Below are 21,249 nucleotides of genomic sequence, written 5' to 3'. Positions count from 1 at the left end.
TCCGCCCCCTGATCGTTGGAAATGCCCGGCCAGATCCGGCTCCGTCCGCCGCATACTATCCGCACGAGGTGATGCATGCACGGTAGTGGCCTGGAGTTGACGCTGGTGTTCCTGCTGGCCGCGGTGATCGCGGTGCCGGTGTTCAAGCGCTTTGGCCTGGGGGCCGTGCTGGCGTATTTGGTGGCCGGCGTGGTGTTGGGTCCGGACGGGCTGGCGCTCGTGCGGGATGCCGACCGCATCCTGGATGCGGCCGAGATCGGCGTGGTGATGATGCTGTTCGTCATCGGCCTGGAGCTGTCGCCGTCGCGCCTGCGGGTGATGCGCAAGCCGGTGTTCGGCGCGGGCGGCCTGCAGGTGATGCTGAGTGCGCTGGTGCTGGGCGGGGTCGCGCTGCTGTTCGAACATCACTGGAAGACCGCGCTGGTGATAGGGCTGGGGCTCGCGCTGTCGTCCACGGCCGTCAGCCTGCAGCTGTTGTCCGAACACAAGGAACTCACCACCGAACACGGCCGGCTCGGCTTCGCGATCCTGCTGTTCCAGGATCTGGTCGCCATTCCCCTGCTTGCCGCCATCCCGCTGCTGGGTGGCGCCAAGAACGAAACGCTGACCTGGACCATGGTGCTGCATGCGGTCGGCGCCGTCGCCATCGTGATCGTCGGCGGACGGCTGCTGCTGCGGCACCTGTTCCGCATCGTGGCGCGCACCCGCATGCCCGAAGTGTTCACCGCCACCGCACTGCTGGTGGTGCTGGGCATCGCATGGTTCATGCAACTGGCCGACCTCAGCGCCGGCCTTGGTGCGTTCCTTGCCGGCGTGCTGTTGTCCGATTCGGAATTCCGCCACGAACTGGAATCGCAGATCGATCCGTTCAAGGGGCTGCTGCTGGGCCTGTTCTTCATCGCCGTCGGCATGGACATCGACCTGGACGCGGTGGTGAAGCAGCCGGAACTGATCACCGCCGGCGTGCTGATCCTGCTGACGGTGAAGTTCACGCTGCTGTTCTGCGTCGGGCGCTGGCCGGGACGGCTGGATCCGCGCGGCGCGCTGATGCTGGCCGGCACCTTGTGGCTGGGCGGCGAGTTCGCCTTCGTCGTGTTCAGCGAAGCCGCGCGCGTGCGCCTGATGGACGCCGAACTGCGCAACCAGCTGACCGCCATCGTGGGCATCTCGATGGCGCTGACGCCAGTGCTGTTGCTGGGCCTGCATCGCCTGCCGGCGCACGTGCGGCGATCCGGACCGGCGACCCGTGCCTTCGACGACATCCCGGACGAGCAGCCGAAAGTCCTGATCGCGGGCATGGGCCGGTTCGGCCAGATCGTCGCGCGCCTGCTCACGGCGCAGCGCATCCCGTTCGTCGCGCTCGAGAACAGTCCCGAGACGGTGGACACGCTGCGGCGGTTCGGCAACATCCGGCTTTACTACGGCGACCCGACGCGCCCCGACCTGCTGCGGTCGGCCGGCGCGCAGCATGTGAAGGTCTTCGTGGTGGCGATGGACGACCCCGACACCAACATCAAGGCGACACGGCTGATCCGACGCATGTTCCCCGAGGCGCGCGTACTGGCGCGGGCGCGCAACCGGCAGCACGCGTGGCGCCTGATGGACCTGAGCGCGGAGGCCTATCGCGAAACGCTGGGATCGAGCCTGGAGATGGCGCAGCAGGTCCTGGTGGAACTGGGCATACCGCCCGAGACCGCTGCCGAGCACACCCGCCGCTTCCGCCAGCACGACGAAAGCCTGATGCGCGCCCAGTACCTGGTGTACGACGACGACGGTGCGGTGATCCAGACCGCGCGCGATGCGATCAGCGACCTGGAGAAACTCTTCGAAGCCGACGCGACCGGCGAAGACGTTCCGCCGCCGGCACGTTAACCGCGATCGCGCAGGAAGCGGGCCATCGATGCGCCCGCGCCCGGCGTGGCGGGAACGAATTCCGCCGCCACGTCGATGAAGCCGCGCATCACCGCGATCTCGCGCGGCGTGCGGTTCAAGGCATCGCGCAGCTCCGGATCGGCGCCCGCGCGGAGCAGGCGACTGACCACGCGCAGCAGGCCATGCAGCGACGCCAGGTGCAGCGGGCCGAAGCCGCGCGGATCCTGCACGTCCAGCGAAACGTCTTCGTCCAGCAGCCGTTCCAGGCCGGCCAGCACGACCTCCTCGTCGCAGGCGGTGCCGGGCTCCGCCCGGGAACCGAGCAGCAACAGAAGCGGCGTCACCGATCCCGCCGCGACCTGTTCGGATTCCGCGCCGGACAGCAGCAGGGTGTCGAGCAACGCTACCAGGCGCGGCTTCTCGCGCGCGGTGAATCCATACAGGGCGGCGCAATGCAGCGGCGTCAGTCCCTGCGCATCGCCGGCATGCACATTGGCGCCGGCGGTGATCAGGCGGGCGACGATTTCGGGCAGGCCCAGCGCCGCCGCCAGCATCAGCACGGTCACGCCACCGGGCAGCCGGTATTCGATGTCGGCGCCTGCGCCGAGCAATGCACTGACGATGTCGGCCTGGCGCATGCTCACCGCAGCCGACAGCGGCGTCGCGCCGGTATTGGCGGCACGCTGCGCATCGGCGCCACGCGCGAGCAACAGTTCCACCGTGGGCGTGAATCCGCCGCCTGCGGCACGCAGCAACGCCGTGCAGCCCTGGGCGTCGGGCGAGTCCACGTCAAAGCCGAGATCGAGCAACCGCCGCACGGCATCGCGATCACCCGCCATGGCCGCCGCCGGCAGGTCGGCGGGACGCAGCGCGCGACGCGGCAGCGACCAGATGCGCCAGTCCAGCCAGTCGGCCAGGTCACGGCGTCCGCACGCCAGCGCTACACCCAGCGGCGTCTGCCCATCGGCCGCGCGCGACTCGGGCGACGCACCCTTGGCAATGAGGTGTTTCAGCGCGGTCTCGCGGCCGAGTACTGCCGCCAGGTGCAGCGCGGTCATGCCGTGGCTGTCGCGCGCCTCGCGGTCCACGCCGATATCCAGCAGCCGGTCGAGCACCCGTTGCCAACCCAGGCGCACCGCCAGCGACAGCGCAGGATCGCCCTGCGGGGAGGCGGCGAACGGATCCGCGCCACGCTCAAGCAGGTCCAGTGCGCAGGACTCCAGCGTCCGCGCCGCCTGGTCGTCCGCCGCGCAGGCGGCCATGAAGCGCGCCAAGCCCCCGGCACCGGCCGGCGAAACCGCACGCGACATCAATGTCGCCAACGCGGGCATGCCCGCAGGCCCCTGGGACAGCAGGGCGAATGCGAGGGTGTCGCCCTGCGCGTTGCGATGGTCGGCATCGGCACCCTGCCGCAGCAACCATGCCAGACGCGTCGGACGCTGCATCTCGGAGTCGTGGAGCAGGGCACCGAGCTCATCGCGAGAACTCAGGCGCGCCAGCGCTTCCATGCCCTCCACCTGCCCGCTCGCCAAACCCTCGCGCAGCAGTGCCACCGGTGCACGGTCGGGGGGCGTTTCATCATCCGCCGTCGCCACGGCGGTGGGCAGCGCATAACCGGGGTCCAGGGCCGAGACCAGCGCCCAGCGCCCCGCTTCGGCGGCGAGATCGACCGCGCGCCGGTCGAGGGCGTCGGTGGCTTCAGGATCGATGCCCCATTCCCGCAGCCGGCGCACCAGCGCCGGCGAAGCGTGCTCGGCGGTGCACGCGAGCATCAGCGCATTCCTGCGATCCGCGTCGACCGCCTGCCGATCGGCTCCCGCCTCGGCGAGCTTTTCGAGCACGCCCAGATGCCCTCCCCGCGCGGCTTCCAGCCAGGGCGTGCGCTGCTGCGCATCGCGCGCATGCACATCGGCACCGGCGGCCAACAATGAGGCCGCGATTTCCGCATGGCCTGCATACGCGCCTTCATGCAGCGCGCTGCGGCGCTGGGCATCGCGCGCATCCACCTTCGCCTTGTGCTTGAGGAGCAGTTGCACGCCGGCAGGGTCGTCTTCTTCGGTCGAGGCCGCCGCCAGCAGGACGGGCTGCCCGCCCTGCGGATCCGGACGCGCCCCCCGCTCCAGCAGGAATTTCGCCAGCCGCCAGTTGCCGGCCACACAGGCAACGCCCAGCGGAGTGAGACCGTCATGGTTCAAGGCATCCAGTTCCGCAGCGGCGTCGCGCAGCAATGCGACCACGCCGGGATCGGAACTGCGGGCAGCGTGATGCAGCGGCGTGTTGCCATCCGCGTCGGCGATGCGCGGATCGGCGCCGTTGGCCAGCAGCGTGGTGACCGCGTCCGGGCGGCCGTGCCAGCTGTCGCGCGTCGCGGCCAGCAGCGGCGTCACGCCGGCATGCGCATGATTGAGGTCCACCCCGTGCGCGATCAGGGTGCGCAGCAGGCGCAGGTCGGGCAGCACGGCCGCCAGAGCGCCGAGACTGCGCTGGTCGCGCGAGCCTTCCGCCGGCACGGCATGCGGATCCGCGCCGGCTTCGATCAGTTCCAGCGCGCGGTCCACGCGTCCGGCGCGGGCGGCATCGAACAACGCCTGCTCCAGGTCCAAGCCGTGTCCAGGCGCTTCCTCCACGTCCGTTGCGTGGGGGGCAACGGCGTCGCTCCCGGGCATTTCCACGACGGGCAGCACGCCGGCTCCGTCCAGCCGTTGCACGCCCCAGTGCACCAGTGGCAACAGCAGGGCATACGCCACGGCGGCACCGGTACGCGCAGCGTCCGGCACCAGGTCCGTCCATGCCAGGGAAAGGCCACCGGCCACGGCGAGCATCAACAGCGTCGCCACCGCCAGGCCGCGCCACGCATGGAAGTCGCGTTCGACCAGGCCACGCCAGTGCGCGGACAGGGCGCCGCCATCACGCTCCAGGCCATGCCAGAGGGGCCAGGTCCGCCACAGCCCGACGATCACCGCACCCACCACCGCGCTGACACCCAGCGCGGCCGGGAGGCTGCCACTGTCGCGCAACGAGGCCAGCGGCCACGCCAGCAGCAGGGCCGTACCCGCGAAGGCGACCGCCCACGCCAGCACCAAGGCCGGCACGTCCTCGCGCCAGGCGCGCGAGGGCGCCAGCACGCGGGTGCCCCGCAGCCACGACACGCCCAGCGCCACGGCCGGTTGCGCCAGCCATGCCGCCACAGCAGCGAAAACCCCACCCACCCATCCGCCAATGCCGGCCAGCAGCAGGCCCGCCAGCAAGGCGACCAGGGCGACAGGACGGGGCTGCAGCCGGAAATCAGGCATCGGGGCGAACGGTGGGATCGGCTTGGGGCGGGAACTGGATGTGGAAGCCGCGCGCGGTCAGGTTCTCGCGGACCACCTTGGCGTCTTCGCGCGCCAGCTTGCGGTCGGGGGTCAGCGCCACTTCCAGCACGAACGAAAGGGGGCCCAGTTGGGTACGCAGCGGCTCGGGCACGAGGGTGAAGTCGTCGCGCTTCGCCAGGTAGACGAAGGTGTCGGCCTTGCGCTCGGTCTTGTAGACGTAGGCTTGCATTCGCGCGTATCGCGCCCCGCGAGTGGACAAGCGGGGATTGTGCGGGAAATGCCCCATGCGCGAAACCCGCACGGCGTTCACGCGATGCATGACCATCGGCGGCAGGAGTGCGGCGGAGGGGCTGGTAATCTTGCCCCTTCACCTCGCACTAACGGATGCCTGATGCGCCCCGCCCTGCTTGCCCTGCTGCTGCCGTTCGCCCTCGTCCCCGCGGCACACGCCCAGACCTCCACACCGCTCACGATCGAACAGGCGATGGCCGAGCCGGACTGGATCGGCCCCCCTGTCGAGCGCGCGTGGTGGGCATGGGACGGCAAGCAGGTGCAGTACGAACTCAAGCGCGACGCCAGCGTGGTACGCGACACCTTCGAGCAGGCACTGGACGGCAGCGCCGCGCGGCGCATCGCCGATGACCAGCGCGCAGGACTCGACGCCGGCAATCCCGTCTACGACGCGACCCGCCAGCGCATGCTGCTGACGCGCAACGGCGACCTGTTCGTGCGCGACCTGCGCAGCGGCACGCTCACGCAGGTCACGCGCACCAACGAAGCCGAGCAGCAGGCACGCTTCACCCATGACGGCGCCGTGATCTGGCGCGTGGGCAGCACGTGGTATCGCTGGGCCGCAGGCACCGGCACGACGACGGTCGCCGAACTCAAGGCGGAACGCGATCCGCTGGCCGCACCGAAGGCCGACGCCCTGCGCGAGCAGCAACTGCGCACGATCCGCACGCTGGCCGACGACCGTGCCCAGCGCGAAACCGCGCAGAAGCAGGCGGAAGCCTGGCGCAAGGCGGACCCCACCCGCGCGCCCGCCCCGGTCTACCTGGGCGCCGAGGTGGAGATCGAAAGCAGTTCGCTTTCTCCCGATGGCCGCTGGTTGCTGGTGGTGACCCGCAAGAAGGGGGCCGATGCCGGCCAGGGCGGCAAGATGCCGAAATACGTCACCGAATCCGGCTATGAAGAGTTCCAGGATGTGCGCACGCGCGTGGGTCGCAATGCGCCGCTGCCGCACGCCCTGTGGCGCGTGGACCTGGCCGATGGCAGCGTGAAGCCGCTCGCCTTCGATCCGTTGCCGGGCATCGACAAGGATCCCCTGGCCGCGCTGCGCAAGAAGGCCGGCAAGGAGCCCCAGAAGGGCAACCGCGACGTGCGCGTGGAGAACGACAGCAACGGCAGCGCGATCGCCTGGACGAACGACGGCACGCAGGTCGCGGTGCAGGTGCATGCCATCGACAACAAGGATCGCTGGATCGCCACGGTCGACCTGCCGGGCGCCCGCCTGCTGCCACGCCACCGTCTGACCGACGATGCGTGGATCAACTGGGGTTTCAACCAGTTCGGCTGGCTGCCGGACAACCGCACGCTGTGGCTGCTGTCGGAAGAATCCGGCTACGCCCACCTGTATACGGCGACCGGCAACGAGAAGCCACGCGCACGCACTTCCGGCAAATGGGAAGTGTCGGAACCGGAGATCACGCCCGACGGCAACGGATTCCTCTTCCTGTGCAACCGCGACTGGCCGGGTGACTACGAAGTCTGCAAGCTCGACCTTGCCAGCAACGGCCTTCGCGAAGTCACCGCGCTGGACGGCGTGGAGAGTTTCAGTGCATCGCCCGACGGACGCCAGCTGCTGGTCCGCCACTCCCGCAGCTACACGCCGGCCCAACTGTCCGTCGTGGGCGTGGACGGCGGCACGCCGAAGCCGCTCACCGACACCCGCAGCGCGGCGTTCAAGGCGCGCGAATGGATCGAGCCGCAGTACGTGCAGGTGCCGTCGAAGCATGGCGCCGGCGTGGTCTGGGGCAAGTACTACGGCCCGAAGACGATGGAACCCGGCAAGCGCTACCCCATCGTGATGTTCGTGCATGGCGCGGGTTATCTGCAGAACGTCACCGCGCGCTATCCCAACTATTTCCGCGAACAGATGTTCCACCACCTGCTGGTGGAGCGCGGCTACATCGTGCTCGACCTGGACTACCGGGCCAGCGAGGGCTACGGCCGCGACTGGCGCACCGCGATCTACCGCAACATGGGCCATCCGGAACTCGAGGACTATCTCGATGGACTGGACTGGCTGGTCGAGCAGAAGCAGGGCGACCGCGGCCGCGCCGGCATCTACGGCGGCAGCTACGGCGGCTTCATGACGTTCATGGCGCTATTCCGCGAGCCCGGCAAATTCAAGGCCGGCGCCGCGCTGCGCCCTGTGGTGGACTGGACCCAGTACAACCACGAGTACACCAGCAACATCCTCAACACGCCCGAGCTGGATCCCGAGGCCTACCGCACCTCGTCGCCGATCGAATACGCCGCCGGACTGCAGGACCACCTGCTGATCGCGCACGGCATGATCGACGACAACGTGTTCTTCAAGGACTCCGTCGTGCTGACGCAGAAGCTGATCGAACTGCGCAAGGACAACTGGGAACTGGCGGCATATCCGCTGGAGCGCCATGGCTTCACCCGCTCGGACTCGTGGCTGGATGAGTACAAGCGCGTGCTGAAGCTGTTCGAGCAGACCCTCAAGTAGGCGATGGCGTCTTCACCGAACACCATGGCCCGCGCCGGCTTCGTCACCGTCACGGCGAAGGTGTCGATCGCCATGGGCATCGTCGCCACGCTGTACGCGGCGATGCAGGTGATCGCGGCGTGGCTGTTGCTCGGGCAGGTGGATACCGAGACGGTGCTGGGCTTCCTGGCTTCGCGGTCGACCCCCGCACTCGCGCTGTGGGTGCTCACGCACCTGACCGCGATCGCCGTCGGCTTCCTGGGCGTCTGCGTCGCCTTCCTGGCGGTTGCGGTGGGCCTGCTCCGTCGCCGTGCCTGGGGCTGGTGGGGTTTCGTGTTCTTCATGGTGGTGGGGGCGGCGGCCAATTTCGCCGGCATCGCGGTGATCGACGCCGCTTTTTCCTGGATCCAGTCGCTTCCACCCCAGCCCGGCACGGAAGAGATGCGGAACGAACTGGCCGGCTTGCGACTGCTGGCGCTGGCCATGCTCTGGGCGACCGCCCTCGCGTTCGCCGTGCTGCACGGCCTGGTGGTCTGGCAATTGTGCAGGCGCGACGTGCGGGCGGAATTCGGGATGATCCGGACGCCCCGGTAGAATACGTGGCATGAACGACATCAAGCCCGTCCGCGATTATCTGACCGACCTGCAGGACCGCATCTGTGCCGCCATCGAAGCCGCCGATGGCAGCGCGCGCTTCCAGGAGGATGCATGGGCACGGCCACCCGGCGATGCGTCGCCGATCCGCGGCGGCGGACGCACCCGCGTGCTGCGCGACGGCGCGGTGTTCGAGCAGGCAGGCATCGGTTTCTCCGATGTATCCGGTGACCGGTTGCCGCCCTCGGCGTCGGCGCATCGGCCTGAACTTGCAGGCGCCTCCTGGCGCGCGGTTGGGGTGTCGCTGGTGTTCCACCCCCGCAACCCCCACCTGCCCACCACGCACGCCAACGTCCGCCATTTCCGCGCAGAACGCGACGGCGAGACCGTGGCATGGTGGTTCGGCGGCGGCTTCGACCTGACCCCGTTCTATCCGGTCGACGAGGATGTGCATCACTGGCACCGGACCGCACACGACCTGTGCGAGCCCTTCGGCGGCCAGGCGCGTTACGACGCACACAAGCGCTGGTGCGACGAATATTTCTTCCTCAAGCACCGCAACGAGACGCGTGGCGTGGGCGGTCTGTTCTTCGACGATCTGAGCGGGGATTTCGAGCGCGACTTCGGTTACCTGCGCGCCGTCGGCGACGGTTTCCTCGACGCCTACCTGCCGATTGTCGCCCGTCGCAAGGACGCGCCCTATGGCGAACGCGAAAGGCAGTTCCAGCTGTATCGTCGTGGCCGCTACGTCGAGTTCAACCTGGTCTACGACCGCGGCACACTGTTCGGCCTGCAGAGTGGTGGGCGCGCCGAGTCCATCCTGATGAGCCTGCCCCCCCTGGTGCGCTGGGAATACGGCTACGCCCCGGAAGACGGCAGCGACGAGCAGAAGCTTGCAGACTACTTGCGCCCGCGTGATTGGCTGGGCGAGTTCGCCTGAGCCTGCTCTTCTGTAGGAGCGACGTGAGTCGCGACCGCACGCCATCCAATGTGCGGGGCTCGGCCGGCTCACGCGGGCCAAGAATTCCCTGTTCCCCGCGCGGTTCGGGTTAGACAAACGTCAACGACGTTTCATTTCCACGGCCGCGACTCACGTCGCTCCTGCAGGGAGCTACGCTTGCCTGCCCACCACCGTGATGTGCCCGTTGTTCTCCAGTACCGCCAGCCGGATGTCGGCCATGTCCAGGCAGCCGGCTTCGCGCATCGCCTTCTCGAAATCCTCGCGGCTGATCAGCTCACGGCGCAGTACGTCGCGGTAGACCTGCCCGTCGCGCGCCAGCAATACCGGCGCGCCCTCCACCCAGCGCTCTACCTTCGGCGAACGCGCCGATACCAGGCCCACGATCCAGTTCAACGCGATCAGCGTGGCCGCGAGCAACAGCCCCCCGCCCACCGACGTGTCCGCGCCGAGCAGCGCGTTCTGCACCGCATTGCCCAGCAGGACGACCAGCAGGATGTCGAACGGCGTGAACTGGCCCATCGACCGCTTTCCGGACACACGGAGCATCGCCAGCAGGATGAAGTACACCGCACACGCTCGCAGCACGAACGCCCACCACGGCATGGCCAGCTGGAACATCTCGGCGAACGTTGCGCTCATGCGTCACCCGGTGGCGAAGGACTGCGCGCAAGGTAGCGCACGCGGCGAGGGCAAACGACAGGCAATAAAAAGCCCCGCAGACCAGGGGGAGATCGGCGGGGCCAGGGAGCGGGACCTGGGGAGGGGTCGTCGCTCCGGGGGAGATCGCTCCAGGGGATGGGAGAGATCAGTGACAGACGTTGCATCTGTCACGGGCTATATGACCACTCCGGACATGGATGGTTCGTGAAGATTCCGGTTAAAAAACCGTAAGATTCAGGAGGAATTCAGTTTATTGAACTCGTCAGTATACAAATATACCTGACAGGGTTTTCCTGAAGCTTCCGCAAGTCCATGTTCCGGAAGGAAAACCGTCCTGAGGCCCGCTCAGTGGGCCTCTTCCCAGTTGTCACCCACGCCGCTGTCGACCACCAGCGGAACGCTCAGTTGCGCTGCGGCAGCCATCCGCGCTGTCGCCTCTTTCAGCAAAGTCGGCACGAAGCCGGCGTCGGCTTCGAACACCAGTTCGTCGTGCACCTGCAGGATCATCAGCGCCTGGTCGCGGTGATCCGCAAGCCACGCATCCACGCCGATCATCGCGCGCTTGATGATGTCCGCCGCCGTGCCCTGCATCGGCGCGTTGATCGCCGCGCGCTCGGCGCCGGCGCGCTGGCCCTGCGTGCCCTTGTTGATGTACTCCAGGTACAGGCGGCGACCGAATACGGTTTCGACATAGCCGTGTTCGCGCGCCTGCTGGCGCGTGCGCTCCATGTAGTCGCGCACGCCCGGGTAACGACTGAAGTACAGCGCGATGTAGTCCTGCGCCTCGCCACGGCCAATGCCCAACTGGCGCGCCAAGCCGAAGGCGCTCATGCCGTACATCAAACCGAAGTTGATCGCCTTGGCGGCGCGGCGCTCGTTGCCGGTGACCTCTTCCAGCTTCCTGCCGAACACTTCGGCGGCAGTGGCCTTGTGGATGTCGGCACCGGACTCGAACGCGCGCACCAGCCCAGGATCCTGCGACAGGTGGGCCATGATGCGCAGCTCGATCTGCGAGTAATCGCAGGCCACGAGCTTGCGACCCGGCGGCGCGACGAATGCCTTGCGGATGCGGCGCCCGTCGTCGGTGCGGATCGGGATGTTCTGCAGGTTGGGATCGGTGGACGACAACCGTCCCGTCGCCGCACCGGCCTGGTGGTAGCTGGTGTGCACGCGACCGGTGTCGGGATTGACCATCTCCGGCAGCTTGTCGGTGTAGGTGCTGCGCAGCTTGGCCAGGCCACGGTATTCCAGGATCACCCGCGGCAGTTCGTGCTGGTCGGCGATGGCTTCGAGTGCTTCTTCATTCGTGCTGGGCTGGCCGGTGGGCGTCTTCACCAGCACCGGCAGCTTGAGCTCGTCGAACAGCAGCGCCTGCAGCTGCTTGGGCGAATCGAGGTTGAACGTGCGGCCCGCGAGTTCGGTGGCCTTCTGCTGCGCGGCCAGCATGCGCTTGGACAGGTCGGCGCTCTGCCGGCGCAGTTCATCGCCATCGATCATCACGCCGTTGGCCTCGATGCGCGCCAGCACGGGGACCAGCGGCATCTCGATGTCGCGGTAGACGCTTTCCAGTCCGGCTTCGGCTGCCAGCTTCGGCGCCAGCGCGCGATGCAGGCGCAGGGTGATGTCGGCGTCCTCGGCGGCGTAACGGGTGGCGTCGTCGATGGCCACCTGCGAGAACAGGATCTGCTTGGCGCCCTTGCCGGCGACGTCTTCGTACTTGATGGTGTCGTAGCCAAGGTGGCGCTTGGCCAGGCTGTCCATGTCGTGCCGGTTGCTGCCGGCATTCAGCACGAAGCTCTCCAGCATCGTGTCGTCGGCGTAGCCCCGCACGTCCACGCCGTGGCGGCGCAACACGTGCAGGTCGTACTTGCCGTGCTGGCCGAGCTTGTGCCGGCCTGCATCGGCGAACACGGGTGCGAGCGCCGCAAGCACCGCCTCGCGGCCGAGTTGCGGCGGCGCGCCGGGATAGTCGTGTCCCACCGGCACGTAGACGGCCTTGCCGGGTTCGGTGGCGAAACTCAGGCCGACCAGGTTCGCGCGCATCGGATCGAGGCTGTCGGTTTCGGTATCGAAGGCGAATTCGTCTGCCTGCTCCAACTGCGCCACCAGCGCTTCAAGTTGCGCCGGCTCCGTCACGGCCGTGTATTCGCCCGCGACACCGAGCGACGCGTCGATGACTGCATCGTCCGCGATCGTCGCCGCCACACGACCGGTGCCGCGCGCACGGCCCGGCTCCTTTTCAGCCACGGCGGACGTGTCGACAGTGCCGCCCTCGAGCTCCTTCAGCGCCTGGTTGAAGCCATAGCGCGCGTACAACTCGCGCAGCTCGTCCACATGGCGTTCGCGCAGCGGCAGCGTGTCCGGCCCGCCATCCAGCGCAACGTCGGTCTTGATGGTGACCAGTTCGCGATTCAGCGGCAGGCGTGGCAAGGCCGCGCGCAGGTTGTCGCCAATCTTGCCCTTGATCTCGCCGGCCCGGTCGATGATCGCAGCCAGCGTGCCGTATTCGCCCAGCCATTTGGCGGCGGTCTTCGGACCGCACTTCTCCACGCCGGGAACGTTGTCCACGGTGTCGCCCATCAGGGCAAGGAAGTCGACGATCTGCTCCGGCCGCACGCCGAACTTCTCCACCACGGCCTCGGTGGAATCCAGCCGGCTGCCGCTCATGGTGTTGACCAGCGCCACGCCAGGGCGCACGAGCTGCGCGAAATCCTTGTCGCTGGTGGAAATGGTCACGTCCATGCCCTGCGCCGCGCCCTGCAGCGCAAGCGTACCGATCACATCGTCCGCTTCCACGCCCTCGACACGCAGCAGCGGGAAACCGAGCGCCTGCACGATGCGGATCATCGGTTCCACCTGCGCGCGCAGCTCTTCCGGCATCGGCGGGCGGTTGGCCTTGTAGTCCGGATACAGTTCGTCGCGGAAGGTCGGCCCGCTGGCGTCCAGCACGAAGGCCACGAAGTCGGGCTTTTCCTTCAGCGTCGCGCGCAGCATGTTGACCACGCCGAAGAGCGCGCCGGTAGGCTCGCCCTGCGCATTGGTCAGCGGTGGCAGCGCATGGAACGCGCGGAACAGGTAGCTGGAGCCGTCGATGAGTACGAGTCGTGTCATGCCGGCATTCTACGCCGCGTGCATTGCATGCGGCGTCACGCGCGCCGCCCGGCGTTGGGCGCATAATCGGGCCATCCATCCCCCCGAAAGGTCGCCACGATGACCCGCATGACGAAGCGTGCCGTGCTGCTCTCCTGCCTGCTGGCACTGGCCGGCTGCGCATCGACCGGCAGCGATCCCACCAACGTCGACCTCGCCAACGCGCAAGTCGCCGTCCGCACCGAGAAAAATGGCGACGTGATCGAGGAGTACCGCGTGGCCGGCAACCTGCGGATGGTCAAGGTCACGCCATCGCGCGGCGCGCCCTACTACCTGTACGACTCCGACGGCGACGGGCGCCTGGACAAGAGCAAGGACAACGTTGACGTATCGCCCGTCTACTGGAAGCTGTATGGCTGGTGAGATGCCGCGCTAGCGGATCACCAGCAACGGCACCCCGCAGCGGGCCAGTACTTCGCTGGTCTGGCTGCCCAGTAGCAGGCGCCCGAGCGCACGTCGGCCATGCGACGCCATGACGATCAGGTCGCAGCCCTGGCGTTCGGTGGTTTCGACGATGGCTTCCGCGGCGTACCGGTCGGCGACGTGCAGGCACTGCACCTTGATGCCATGCCGGGTCGCCTGTGCGGCGGCTCCGTCCAGCACCCGGCGTGCGGCCTCTTCGCGGGCCGCCTGGAATTCCGGCAGCGAGGTGCCCACCGCGCTCCAGCCCAGGCCGTCATCGAAGCCGGTATTGATGGGCTCGCTGACCGTCAGCACGGTGGCCCTGGCCTGCAGTCGCGTCGCCAGCGCGAGGCCATGTTCCACGCCCTTGCCTGCCAGTTCGGAACCGTCGGTCGCGATCAGGATATGCCGGTACATGCCGCACCTCAGGGTGATGGGGTGCGGCCATTACACGCCTGGCGGGCTTAGTGCGCCGTGATCTGGATCAATCGCGGCCTAGACGGCCTGCAGGTTCGCGTAGGCCAGCACCAGCCACTTGCTGCCCTCGCTGTCGAAGTTCACCTGCACCCGCGCATGGGCGCCGCTGCCTTCGTAATCGGTGACCACGCCATGGCCGAACTTGGCGTGGGTGACGGTCTGGCCCAGCTTGAGGCCGGGCGTTTCCAGGCTGGCATGCCCCGGCGTCGCCCGGGTAGCGAAGCCGGAGGCCGGTCGGCTGACCTGCACGCGGGGCCGCACTTCGTTCAGCAGGTTGGCGGGGATCTCGCGCAGGAAGCGTGAGGGGATCCCGTACATGTCCTGCCCGTGCAGGCGTCGCGCCTCGGCAAAGCTCAGCACCAGTTTCTGCCGCGCCCGGGTGATGCCCACGTAGGCGAGGCGGCGCTCTTCTTCCAGTCGCCCGCTCTCGTCCAGCGAGCGGTTGCTGGGGAACAGCCCCTCCTCCAGCCCGGCCAGGAACACCAGCGGGAATTCCAGGCCCTTGGCCGAGTGCAACGTCATCAGCTGCACGCCATCCTCACCGGCCTCGACCTGGCCTTCGCCCGCTTCCAGCGCGGCATAGGACAGGAAGGCGACCAGCTCGCTCATGCCCTCGCTGCCATTCTCGTCATCGGCGATGTCTTCGCGACGCACGAAGCGCGACGCGACCGACACCAGTTCGTCCAGGTTCTCGGTGCGCGATTCCGAATCCAGTCCCCCGCGGCTCTCGCGCGCCCAGTGCTCGCGCAGGCCGGAGCGCGCCAGCACATGGTCGACGCGCTCGGCCAGCGTCATCTCCGCAGTCTCCTCGGCCAACTGGTCGACCAATGCGGCGAATGCGGCCAGCGCATTGCGTGCGCGCCCGGCCAGGTCGCTGCCCTGCGCCGCCAGCATCGCCGCGCCCCAGAGCGATACGCGTGCGCCGCGCGCCAGCCGGCGGACTTCGTCGAGCGTGCGCTCGCCGATGCCCCGCGTGGGCGTGTTGACCACGCGCTCGAACGCCGCGTCGTCCGCCCGGTTGGCCATCAGGCGCAGGTACGCGAGGGCATCCTTGATTTCGGCGCGCTCGAAGAAGCGCATGCCGCCGTACACGCGATAAGGCACCTGCTCCGAAAGCAGGGCCTCTTCGAACGCACGCGACTGCGCGTTGCTGCGGTAGAGGATGGCGGCATCGCCGAGGCTGCCGCCGTCGCGTACCCATTGGCGGATGCGCTCGACGACGAAGCGCGCTTCGTCCATCTCGTTGTAGGCGGCGTACAGGTCGATCGGTTCGCCGTCGCCGGTATCGGTCCAAAGCTGCTTGCCGATCCGGCCGGGGTTGTGCGCGATCACGGCGTTGGCCGCGCCCAGGATGTTCGCGCTGGACCGGTAGTTCTGCTCCAGCCGGATGGTCCGCGCGGACGGATAGTCGCGCAGGAACTGCTGCATGTTCTCGACCTTGGCGCCGCGCCAGCCGTAGATGCTCTGGTCGTCGTCGCCCACCACGAAGACGTGGCCCGTATCGCCCGCCAGCACGCGCACGAAGGCGTACTGGATGGCATTGGTGTCCTGGAACTCGTCCACCAGGATCTCGCGGAAGCGCGTGCGGTAGTGCGCCAGCAGGGCCGGCGTGTCGCGCAGCACCTCATGCGCGCGTAGCAGCAGTTCGGCGAAGTCCACCAGGCCGGCGCGGTCGCAGCGTTCCTGATAGCCGGCGTAGACCTGTCGGCGTACATCCAGCCAGTCGTCGTTCGGCGCCGGCTGGATGTGCTCGGGGCGGCGACCCTCGTCCTTCTGCTCGTTGATCCACCAGGTGAGCTGCTTCGGCGGGTACTTGCCCTCGTCCAGCTCCATCGCCTGCACCACGCGCTTGACCAGCCGCTGCTGGTCGTCGCTGTCCAGCACCTGGAAGGTTTCGGGCAACTTCGCTTCCTGCCAGTGCAGGCGCAGCAGGCGATGCGCCAGTCCGTGGAAGGTGCCGATCCACATGCCGCGGCTGCCGTTGCGCAACTGCACGTCGGCGCGGGCGCGCATTTCGCCGGCCGCCTTGTTGGTGAAGGTCACCGCCAGGATGCCGTGCGTGGGCACGCTGAAGACTTCGTTGAGCCAGGCGATGCGGTGGGTCAGCACGCGGGTCTTGCCGGAGCCGGCACCGGCCAGGACGAGGTAATGCCCCTGCGCTGCGGAAACGGCGTCGCGCTGGGCGGGATTCAGGTGGTCGAGCAGGTGGGAAACATCCATCCGCGCATTTTACGGCCTGCAGCGACCCAAACCCTGAGACGCAGTCCGTTCAGGCCAGTTCGGCGACCTGCATCGAGACCTGCTTGTGGCCATCGCCCAGCCACTGCCGGCCCGCTTCCACGAAGCCATGCCGGGCATGGAACAGGCGCGAGGGCTCGTTCGGCGGCACTACGTTGAACTCGCAGGTGATGCGCGGGATGCCACGTTCGCGGGCGAAGGCGAACAGGTCGCCGTAGAGCGCGGACCCGAGGCGATGGCCCTGCACCGAAGCATCCACGACGATGCGGTCCACGTACAGGAAGTCAGGGTAGCGTGCAGCGAACCAGGCGAAATTGTCGTTGCGATAGTCCGCGCCCGCACGCATCGCCAGCAGGAATGCAACAACGCGACCGTCGAGCGTCGCCACGCGGAGATAGGCCGACAGGCTCGCCAGGTGGCGCGCCCTGTCTTCGTCCATCGGGCTGGTATGGCGGACCTCCGCGGCGTTCAGGGCGACGATGGCGGTGAAGTCGTCATCGCCTGCCGCGCGGATCAGGGATGCACCTGCCTGCATGCCGGGATCAGTGCGCCGCGTGCTTGGTCTGCGCGCCGTTGTTCATCAGCCTGTCGGTGTAGGCGATGCCGATGGCGGACAGGATGAAGATGGCGTGGATGATGGTCTGCCACATCACGCCGGTGGCGGTGAAATCACTGCAGGTCTTCGCCAGCCAGCCGGCCGTCTTCGCGGCTTCCGCGGCGGCAAAGGCTTCGGGCGTGCCGCACAGCGGCAGGCCACCCAGCGTGCTGGCGCCGATGAAGGTCTTCAGCAGGTGGATGGACGAGATGCCGATGATCGCCATGGCCAACTTCACCTTCAGCACGCTGGCGTTGACGTGGCTCAGCCATTCCGGCTGGTCGGGATGCTTCTCCAGCCCCATGCGCGACACGAAAGTCTCGTAACCGCCCACGATGACCATCATCAGCAGGTTCGAGATCATCACCACATCGATCAGGCCCAGCACCAGCAGCATGATGTCCTGCTCGCTGAGGCTGGTGGCGCCATGGACCAGATGCCACAGCTCCTTCAGGAACAGGATGACGTACACGCCCTGCGCCACGATCAGGCCCAGATACAGCGGCAGCTGCAGCCAGCGCGAGCTGAAGATCAGGGCAGGCAGCGGGCCGAGGCGCGCGGATTTGGGATCGGTCATGTGGGGAACGGTCTTTTCCAAGGATGGCGCAGGGTAGCGGCCGGATTTGACGCTGCCAAGTCCGCTGCCACCGCTAGACTGCGGCTCTCCCCCTCGCGAGGAACCGCCATGATCGACCTGTACTACTGGCCCACGCCCAACGGCCACAAAATCACGCTGATGCTGGAAGAACTGACCGAGGCAGGCGCGAAGCTCGACTACCGCATCGTGCCGGTCGACATCGGCAAGGGCGACCAGTTCAAGCCGGGATACCTGGCGTTCTCGCCCAACAACAAGATGCCGGCGATCATCGACCACGCACCGGCCGACGGCGGCGCGCCGATCAGCGTGTTCGAATCCGGCGCCATCCTGCTGTATCTGGCCAACAAGACCGGCCGCTTCTTCGGCGCCGACACCCGCCAGAAAGTGGCGGTGAACCAGTGGTTGATGTGGCAGATGGGCGGCCTGGGGCCGATGACCGGGCAGTACGGCCACTTCACCGTGTACGCGCCGGAGAAGATCCCCTACGCCATCGACCGCTACACGCGCGAGGTGCAGCGCCTGCTCGGCGTGCTGGACACGCAGCTGGCGAAACATGCCTACATCGCTGGAGAGGACTACAGTATCGCCGACATGGCCACGCATCCGTGGATCAACGCCTACGACAAGGCCCCGCTGGATCTGTCGCCCTATCCAGCCCTGCAGCGCTGGCACGCGGAAATCGCAGCGCGGCCGGCCGTGCAGCGCGCGTATGCGCTGCAGTCGCAGGTCAATCCGAACGCGGGTCAGCCGCTCAGCGACGAGGAGCGCAAGCACCTGTTCGGCCAGTCCTCACGGTAGACGGAGCCGAGTTTGCTCGGCTGCGCCGCATCAGGACGCATCCGGCCCGCGAGCGGCGGAGCAAGCGCCGCTCTACGGCGCGCGCGGCGGCCAATGCAATAATCCGGGACTGACCGGCCCTGCCGCCCGAGAAGTCCCATGCGCCTTGCCCTGTTCGCCCTGATGACCCTCGCCACCACCCTGCCCGCCCACGCTGAAAAACTCACGCTGGAAGCCATCACCGGCAGCGCACCGCTGACCGGACCCACGCTGACCAAGCCACAGGTCGCGCCGGACGGATCGCGGGTGACCTTCCTGCGCGGCAAGGACAGCGACCGCAACCGTCTGGACCTGTGGGAGTACGACATAGCCAGCGGGCAGACGCGCCTGCTGGTGGATTCGTCGGTGGTACTGCCCGGCGAAGAAGTACTGAGTGATGAAGAAAAGGCACGCCGCGAGCGCCAGCGCATTGCCGCGCTGTCCGGCATCGTCGACTACCAGTGGTCACCGGATGGCAAAGCGCTGCTGTTCCCGCTGGGCGGCGAGCTTTACTTCTACGACCTGGCGAAATCCGGCAAGGACGCGGTGCGCAAGCTGACGGATGGCGGTGGTTTTGCCACCGATCCGAAGATATCGCCGAAGGGGGGCTTCGTCAGCTTCATCCGCGACCGCAACCTGTGGGTCATCGAGCTGGCCAGCGGCAGGGAAACACAGCTGACCCGCGACGGCAGCGACGCGATCGGCAATGGCGTGGCGGAGTTCGTGGCCGACGAAGAAATGGATCGCCATACCGGCTACTGGTGGGCGCCGGACGATTCCGCCATCGCCTTCGCCCGCATCGACGAAACGCCGGTGCCGGTGCAGAAGCGCTACGAGGTCTATCCGGATCGCACCGAGGTGGTCGAGCAGCGCTATCCGGCCGCCGGCGACCACAACGTGCTCGTGCAGTTGGGCGTGATGGCGCCGAAGACCGGTGCCAAGCCGCAGTGGATCGACCTGGGCACCGAGAAGGACATCTACCTGGCCCGCGTGGACTGGCGTGATCCGCAGCGCCTGACGTTCCAGCGCCAGTCGCGCGACCAGAAGAAGCTCGAGCTGATCGAGGCCACGCTGGCGACCGGCACGCAGCGCACGCTGGTGACGGAAACCTCGAAGACCTGGGTGCCGCTGCACAGCGACCTGCGCTTCCTGAAGGACGGGCGCTTCCTGTGGGCTTCGGAGCGCAGCGGGTTCGAACATCTGTACATGGCGTCGGAAGATGGGTCCGAGCTGACCGCATTGACGCAGGGCGAGTGGGTGGTCGACGGCCTGCTGGCCATCGACGAAGCCGCCGGCCTGGCCTATGTCAGCGGTACCCGTGATGGCGCCACCGAGACGCACGTGTATGCCGTGCCGTTGTCCGGCGGCGAGCCGCGTCGTTTGACGCAGGCGCCCGGCATGCATGCCGTCGCCTTCGCCCGCAATGCCAGCGTCTTCGTCGACAGCTGGTCCAGCGACACCACGCTGCCGCAGATCGAGCTGTTCAAGGCCGACGGCACGAAGCTGGCGACCCTGCTCACCAACGATGCGACCGATGCCGCGCATCCCTACGCGAAGTACCTCGGCGCCCACCAGCCCACCACCTACGGCACACTGACGGCCGCTGACGGCCGCACGCCGCTGCATTACAGCCTGATCAAGCCGGCCGGCTTCGACCCGAAGAAGAAGTACCCGGTGGTCGTTTTCGTGTACGGCGGCCCGGCGGCGCAGACCGTCACCCGCGCCTGGCCCGGCCGCAGCGATGCCTTCTTCAACCAGTACCTGGCCCAGCAGGGCTACCTGGTGTTCTCGCTGGACAACCGCGGCACGCCACGTCGTGGCGCGGCCTTCGGTGGCGCGCTGTACGGCAGGCAGGGCACGGTGGAAGTGGACGACCAACTGCGCGGCGCGGCGTGGCTGGCGTCGCAGCCCTTCGTCGATTCCTCGCGCATCGGCGTGTACGGCTGGTCCAATGGCGGTTACATGACGCTGATGCTGTTGGCCAAACACAGTGAGGCGTATGCCTGCGGCGTGTCCGGTGCACCGGTGACGGACTGGGCGCTGTACGACACCCACTACACCGAGCGCTACATGGACCTGCCGAACGCGAACGAAGCCGGCTACCGCGAGGCCAGCGTGTTCACCCACCTGGACGGCCTGCACTCGAAGCTGCTCTTGATCCACGGCATGGCCGACGACAACGTGCTGTTTTCCAACTCGACGAAGCTGATGAGTGACCTGCAGAAGCGCGGTACGCCGTTCGAGCTGATGACCTACCCCGGCGCCAAGCACGGCTTGCGTGGCAGCGACCTGCTGCACCGCTACCGACTGACCGAGGATTTCTTCGGTCGTTGCCTGAAACCCTGAGACGAAGGAGACGCCGATGTCCGCTTCCCCGCCGCCGATGCCCGCCGCCGTGAAAGCGGGCTGGTGGAGCCGCAACTGGAAATGGTGCGTGCCCGTGCTGGCGGTGGTGGTGCTGGCCTCGTTCCTGGCCTTCATCGCCGGGCTGATGACGCTGATCTTCGGCGCGATGAAATCCTCCGAACCCTACCGGCATGCGATGGCACGGGCACAGGCCGATGCAGCCGTGGTCGCCGCATTGGGCACCCCGATCAAGCCGGGCTGGTTCGTGCAGGGCAGCCTCAACAGCAGTGGAGCGGGCGGCGAGGCAGAGCTGGCAATCCCGCTTGATGGCGGCAAGACCGATGGCACGCTGTTCGTGGTGGCGGAGAAGCGCGCCGGTGAATGGCACTACGAAACGCTGGCGGTCAACGTGGACGGCGGCGAACGGATCGTGATGGAAGCCGGCAACGAGGGGCCGGCATCTCCCTGACCCCACGAACGACGAAGGCG

16 protein-coding genes are annotated in these 21,249 nt (G+C 67.7%); 8 read left to right on the top strand and 8 right to left on the bottom strand.

Going from position 1 to position 21,249, the window contains the following annotated elements; genetic code table 11:
• The first annotated feature begins 75 nt into the window (after positions 1 to 75).
• Positions 76 to 1,872 (top strand): monovalent cation:proton antiporter-2 (CPA2) family protein, encoded by a 1,797-nt coding sequence (locus tag IB223_RS16585; protein WP_192202864.1) that lies wholly within the window; start codon positions 76 to 78, stop codon positions 1,870 to 1,872.
• Here IB223_RS16585 and IB223_RS16580 read toward each other — a convergent pair.
• On the bottom strand, positions 1,869 to 5,165 hold the full coding sequence (locus tag IB223_RS16580) for an ankyrin repeat domain-containing protein (protein ID WP_192202863.1): 3,297 nt from the start codon (positions 5,163 to 5,165) through the stop codon (positions 1,869 to 1,871). The genes IB223_RS16585 and IB223_RS16580 overlap by 4 nt on opposite strands.
• Entirely contained in the window at positions 5,158 to 5,415 is a 258-nt protein-coding gene (locus IB223_RS16575) for a YcgL domain-containing protein (RefSeq protein WP_192202862.1), read from the bottom strand. Before IB223_RS16575 ends, IB223_RS16580 begins: the two co-directional genes overlap by 8 nt.
• Positions 5,416 to 5,577: 162 nt before the next feature.
• Here IB223_RS16575 and IB223_RS16570 point away from each other — a divergent pair, with 162 nt between their 5' ends.
• The 3 genes from IB223_RS16570 to hemF are packed head-to-tail and all read left to right on the top strand — an operon-like array spanning position 5,578 to position 9,457.
• The gene (locus tag IB223_RS16570) at positions 5,578 to 7,944 is read left to right on the top strand and encodes a S9 family peptidase (RefSeq protein ID WP_192202861.1); all 2,367 of its coding nucleotides are present in this window, start codon (positions 5,578 to 5,580) and stop codon (positions 7,942 to 7,944) included.
• 3 nt (positions 7,945 to 7,947) lie between these two features.
• On the top strand, positions 7,948 to 8,517 hold the full coding sequence (locus tag IB223_RS16565; RefSeq protein ID WP_192202860.1) for a hypothetical protein: 570 nt from the start codon (positions 7,948 to 7,950) through the stop codon (positions 8,515 to 8,517).
• 10 nt (positions 8,518 to 8,527) lie between these two features.
• Positions 8,528 to 9,457: an oxygen-dependent coproporphyrinogen oxidase gene (hemF, locus tag IB223_RS16560; RefSeq protein WP_192202859.1), complete on the top strand. Its 930-nt coding sequence runs from the start codon at positions 8,528 to 8,530 to the stop codon at positions 9,455 to 9,457.
• A gap of 171 nt (positions 9,458 to 9,628) precedes the next feature.
• On the opposite strand, the gene IB223_RS16555 is transcribed toward hemF, so the two are convergent.
• Entirely contained in the window at positions 9,629 to 10,117 is a 489-nt protein-coding gene (locus tag IB223_RS16555; protein WP_192202858.1) for a YetF domain-containing protein, read from the bottom strand.
• Between the two features lie 366 nt (positions 10,118 to 10,483).
• On the bottom strand, positions 10,484 to 13,249 hold the full coding sequence (gene polA, locus IB223_RS16550; protein WP_192202857.1) for a DNA polymerase I: 2,766 nt from the start codon (positions 13,247 to 13,249) through the stop codon (positions 10,484 to 10,486).
• A 108-nt stretch (positions 13,250 to 13,357) separates the two neighbouring features.
• Between polA and IB223_RS16545 the strand changes: the two genes are divergently transcribed.
• On the top strand, positions 13,358 to 13,651 hold the full coding sequence (locus IB223_RS16545) for a DUF2782 domain-containing protein (RefSeq protein ID WP_225591165.1): 294 nt from the start codon (positions 13,358 to 13,360) through the stop codon (positions 13,649 to 13,651).
• Positions 13,652 to 13,660: 9 nt separating this feature from the next.
• Here IB223_RS16545 and IB223_RS16540 read toward each other — a convergent pair whose 3' ends face one another.
• The 4 genes from IB223_RS16540 to IB223_RS16525 form a co-directional block, all read right to left on the bottom strand.
• Positions 13,661 to 14,107, bottom strand: coding sequence for a universal stress protein (locus IB223_RS16540; protein WP_192202855.1), 447 nt, complete (start codon positions 14,105 to 14,107; stop codon positions 13,661 to 13,663).
• 78 nt (positions 14,108 to 14,185) lie between these two features.
• Positions 14,186 to 16,387: a DNA helicase II gene (gene uvrD, locus IB223_RS16535; protein ID WP_192202854.1), complete on the bottom strand. Its 2,202-nt coding sequence runs from the start codon at positions 16,385 to 16,387 to the stop codon at positions 14,186 to 14,188.
• Between the two features lie 49 nt (positions 16,388 to 16,436).
• Positions 16,437 to 16,940, bottom strand: a complete 504-nt coding sequence (locus IB223_RS16530) for a GNAT family N-acetyltransferase (protein ID WP_192202853.1) — start codon at positions 16,938 to 16,940, stop codon at positions 16,437 to 16,439.
• Positions 16,941 to 16,947: 7 nt separating this feature from the next.
• Complete coding sequence (locus IB223_RS16525) at positions 16,948 to 17,577, bottom strand: TIGR00645 family protein (protein WP_192202852.1); 630 nt, start codon at positions 17,575 to 17,577, stop codon at positions 16,948 to 16,950.
• 108 nt (positions 17,578 to 17,685) lie between these two features.
• Between IB223_RS16525 and IB223_RS16520 the strand changes: the two genes are divergently transcribed.
• The 3 genes from IB223_RS16520 (at position 17,686) to IB223_RS16510 (ending at position 21,229) form a co-directional block, all read left to right on the top strand.
• Positions 17,686 to 18,396, top strand: coding sequence for a glutathione binding-like protein (locus IB223_RS16520; RefSeq protein ID WP_192202851.1), 711 nt, complete (start codon positions 17,686 to 17,688; stop codon positions 18,394 to 18,396).
• Positions 18,397 to 18,534: 138 nt separating this feature from the next.
• Positions 18,535 to 20,760, top strand: a complete 2,226-nt coding sequence (locus IB223_RS16515; protein ID WP_192202850.1) for a S9 family peptidase — start codon at positions 18,535 to 18,537, stop codon at positions 20,758 to 20,760.
• Positions 20,761 to 20,776: 16 nt separating this feature from the next.
• Positions 20,777 to 21,229 carry a cytochrome c oxidase assembly factor Coa1 family protein gene (locus IB223_RS16510; protein WP_192202849.1) on the top strand — a complete coding sequence of 151 codons (453 nt, stop codon included), beginning with the start codon at positions 20,777 to 20,779 and terminating at the stop codon, positions 21,227 to 21,229.
• The last annotated feature ends 20 nt before the right edge of the window (positions 21,230 to 21,249 follow it).

The organism is Pseudoxanthomonas sp. PXM03, assembly GCF_014852005.1.
Lineage (GTDB): Bacteria > Pseudomonadota > Gammaproteobacteria > Xanthomonadales > Xanthomonadaceae > Pseudoxanthomonas_A.
This window is presented reverse-complemented; position numbering and strand designations above follow the sequence as displayed.

Bases quoted from the DNA above. Each gene is read 5' to 3' on its own strand.
- IB223_RS16585 (WP_192202864.1), top strand. From the start codon at position 76: ATGCACGGTAGTGGCCTGGAGTTGACGCTGGTGTTCCTGCTGGCCGCG.
- IB223_RS16580 (WP_192202863.1), bottom strand. From the start codon at position 5,165: ATGCCTGATTTCCGGCTGCAGCCCCGTCCTGTCGCCCTGGTCGCCTTG.
- IB223_RS16575 (WP_192202862.1), bottom strand. From the start codon at position 5,415: ATGCAAGCCTACGTCTACAAGACCGAGCGCAAGGCCGACACCTTCGTC.
- IB223_RS16570 (WP_192202861.1), top strand. From the start codon at position 5,578: ATGCGCCCCGCCCTGCTTGCCCTGCTGCTGCCGTTCGCCCTCGTCCCC.
- IB223_RS16565 (WP_192202860.1), top strand. From the start codon at position 7,948: ATGGCGTCTTCACCGAACACCATGGCCCGCGCCGGCTTCGTCACCGTC.
- hemF (WP_192202859.1), top strand. From the start codon at position 8,528: ATGAACGACATCAAGCCCGTCCGCGATTATCTGACCGACCTGCAGGAC.
- IB223_RS16555 (WP_192202858.1), bottom strand. From the start codon at position 10,117: ATGAGCGCAACGTTCGCCGAGATGTTCCAGCTGGCCATGCCGTGGTGG.
- polA (WP_192202857.1), bottom strand. From the start codon at position 13,249: ATGACACGACTCGTACTCATCGACGGCTCCAGCTACCTGTTCCGCGCG.
- IB223_RS16545 (WP_225591165.1), top strand. From the start codon at position 13,358: ATGACGAAGCGTGCCGTGCTGCTCTCCTGCCTGCTGGCACTGGCCGGC.
- IB223_RS16540 (WP_192202855.1), bottom strand. From the start codon at position 14,107: ATGTACCGGCATATCCTGATCGCGACCGACGGTTCCGAACTGGCAGGC.
- uvrD (WP_192202854.1), bottom strand. From the start codon at position 16,387: ATGGATGTTTCCCACCTGCTCGACCACCTGAATCCCGCCCAGCGCGAC.
- IB223_RS16530 (WP_192202853.1), bottom strand. From the start codon at position 16,940: ATGCAGGCAGGTGCATCCCTGATCCGCGCGGCAGGCGATGACGACTTC.
- IB223_RS16525 (WP_192202852.1), bottom strand. From the start codon at position 17,577: ATGACCGATCCCAAATCCGCGCGCCTCGGCCCGCTGCCTGCCCTGATC.
- IB223_RS16520 (WP_192202851.1), top strand. From the start codon at position 17,686: ATGATCGACCTGTACTACTGGCCCACGCCCAACGGCCACAAAATCACG.
- IB223_RS16515 (WP_192202850.1), top strand. From the start codon at position 18,535: ATGCGCCTTGCCCTGTTCGCCCTGATGACCCTCGCCACCACCCTGCCC.
- IB223_RS16510 (WP_192202849.1), top strand. From the start codon at position 20,777: ATGTCCGCTTCCCCGCCGCCGATGCCCGCCGCCGTGAAAGCGGGCTGG.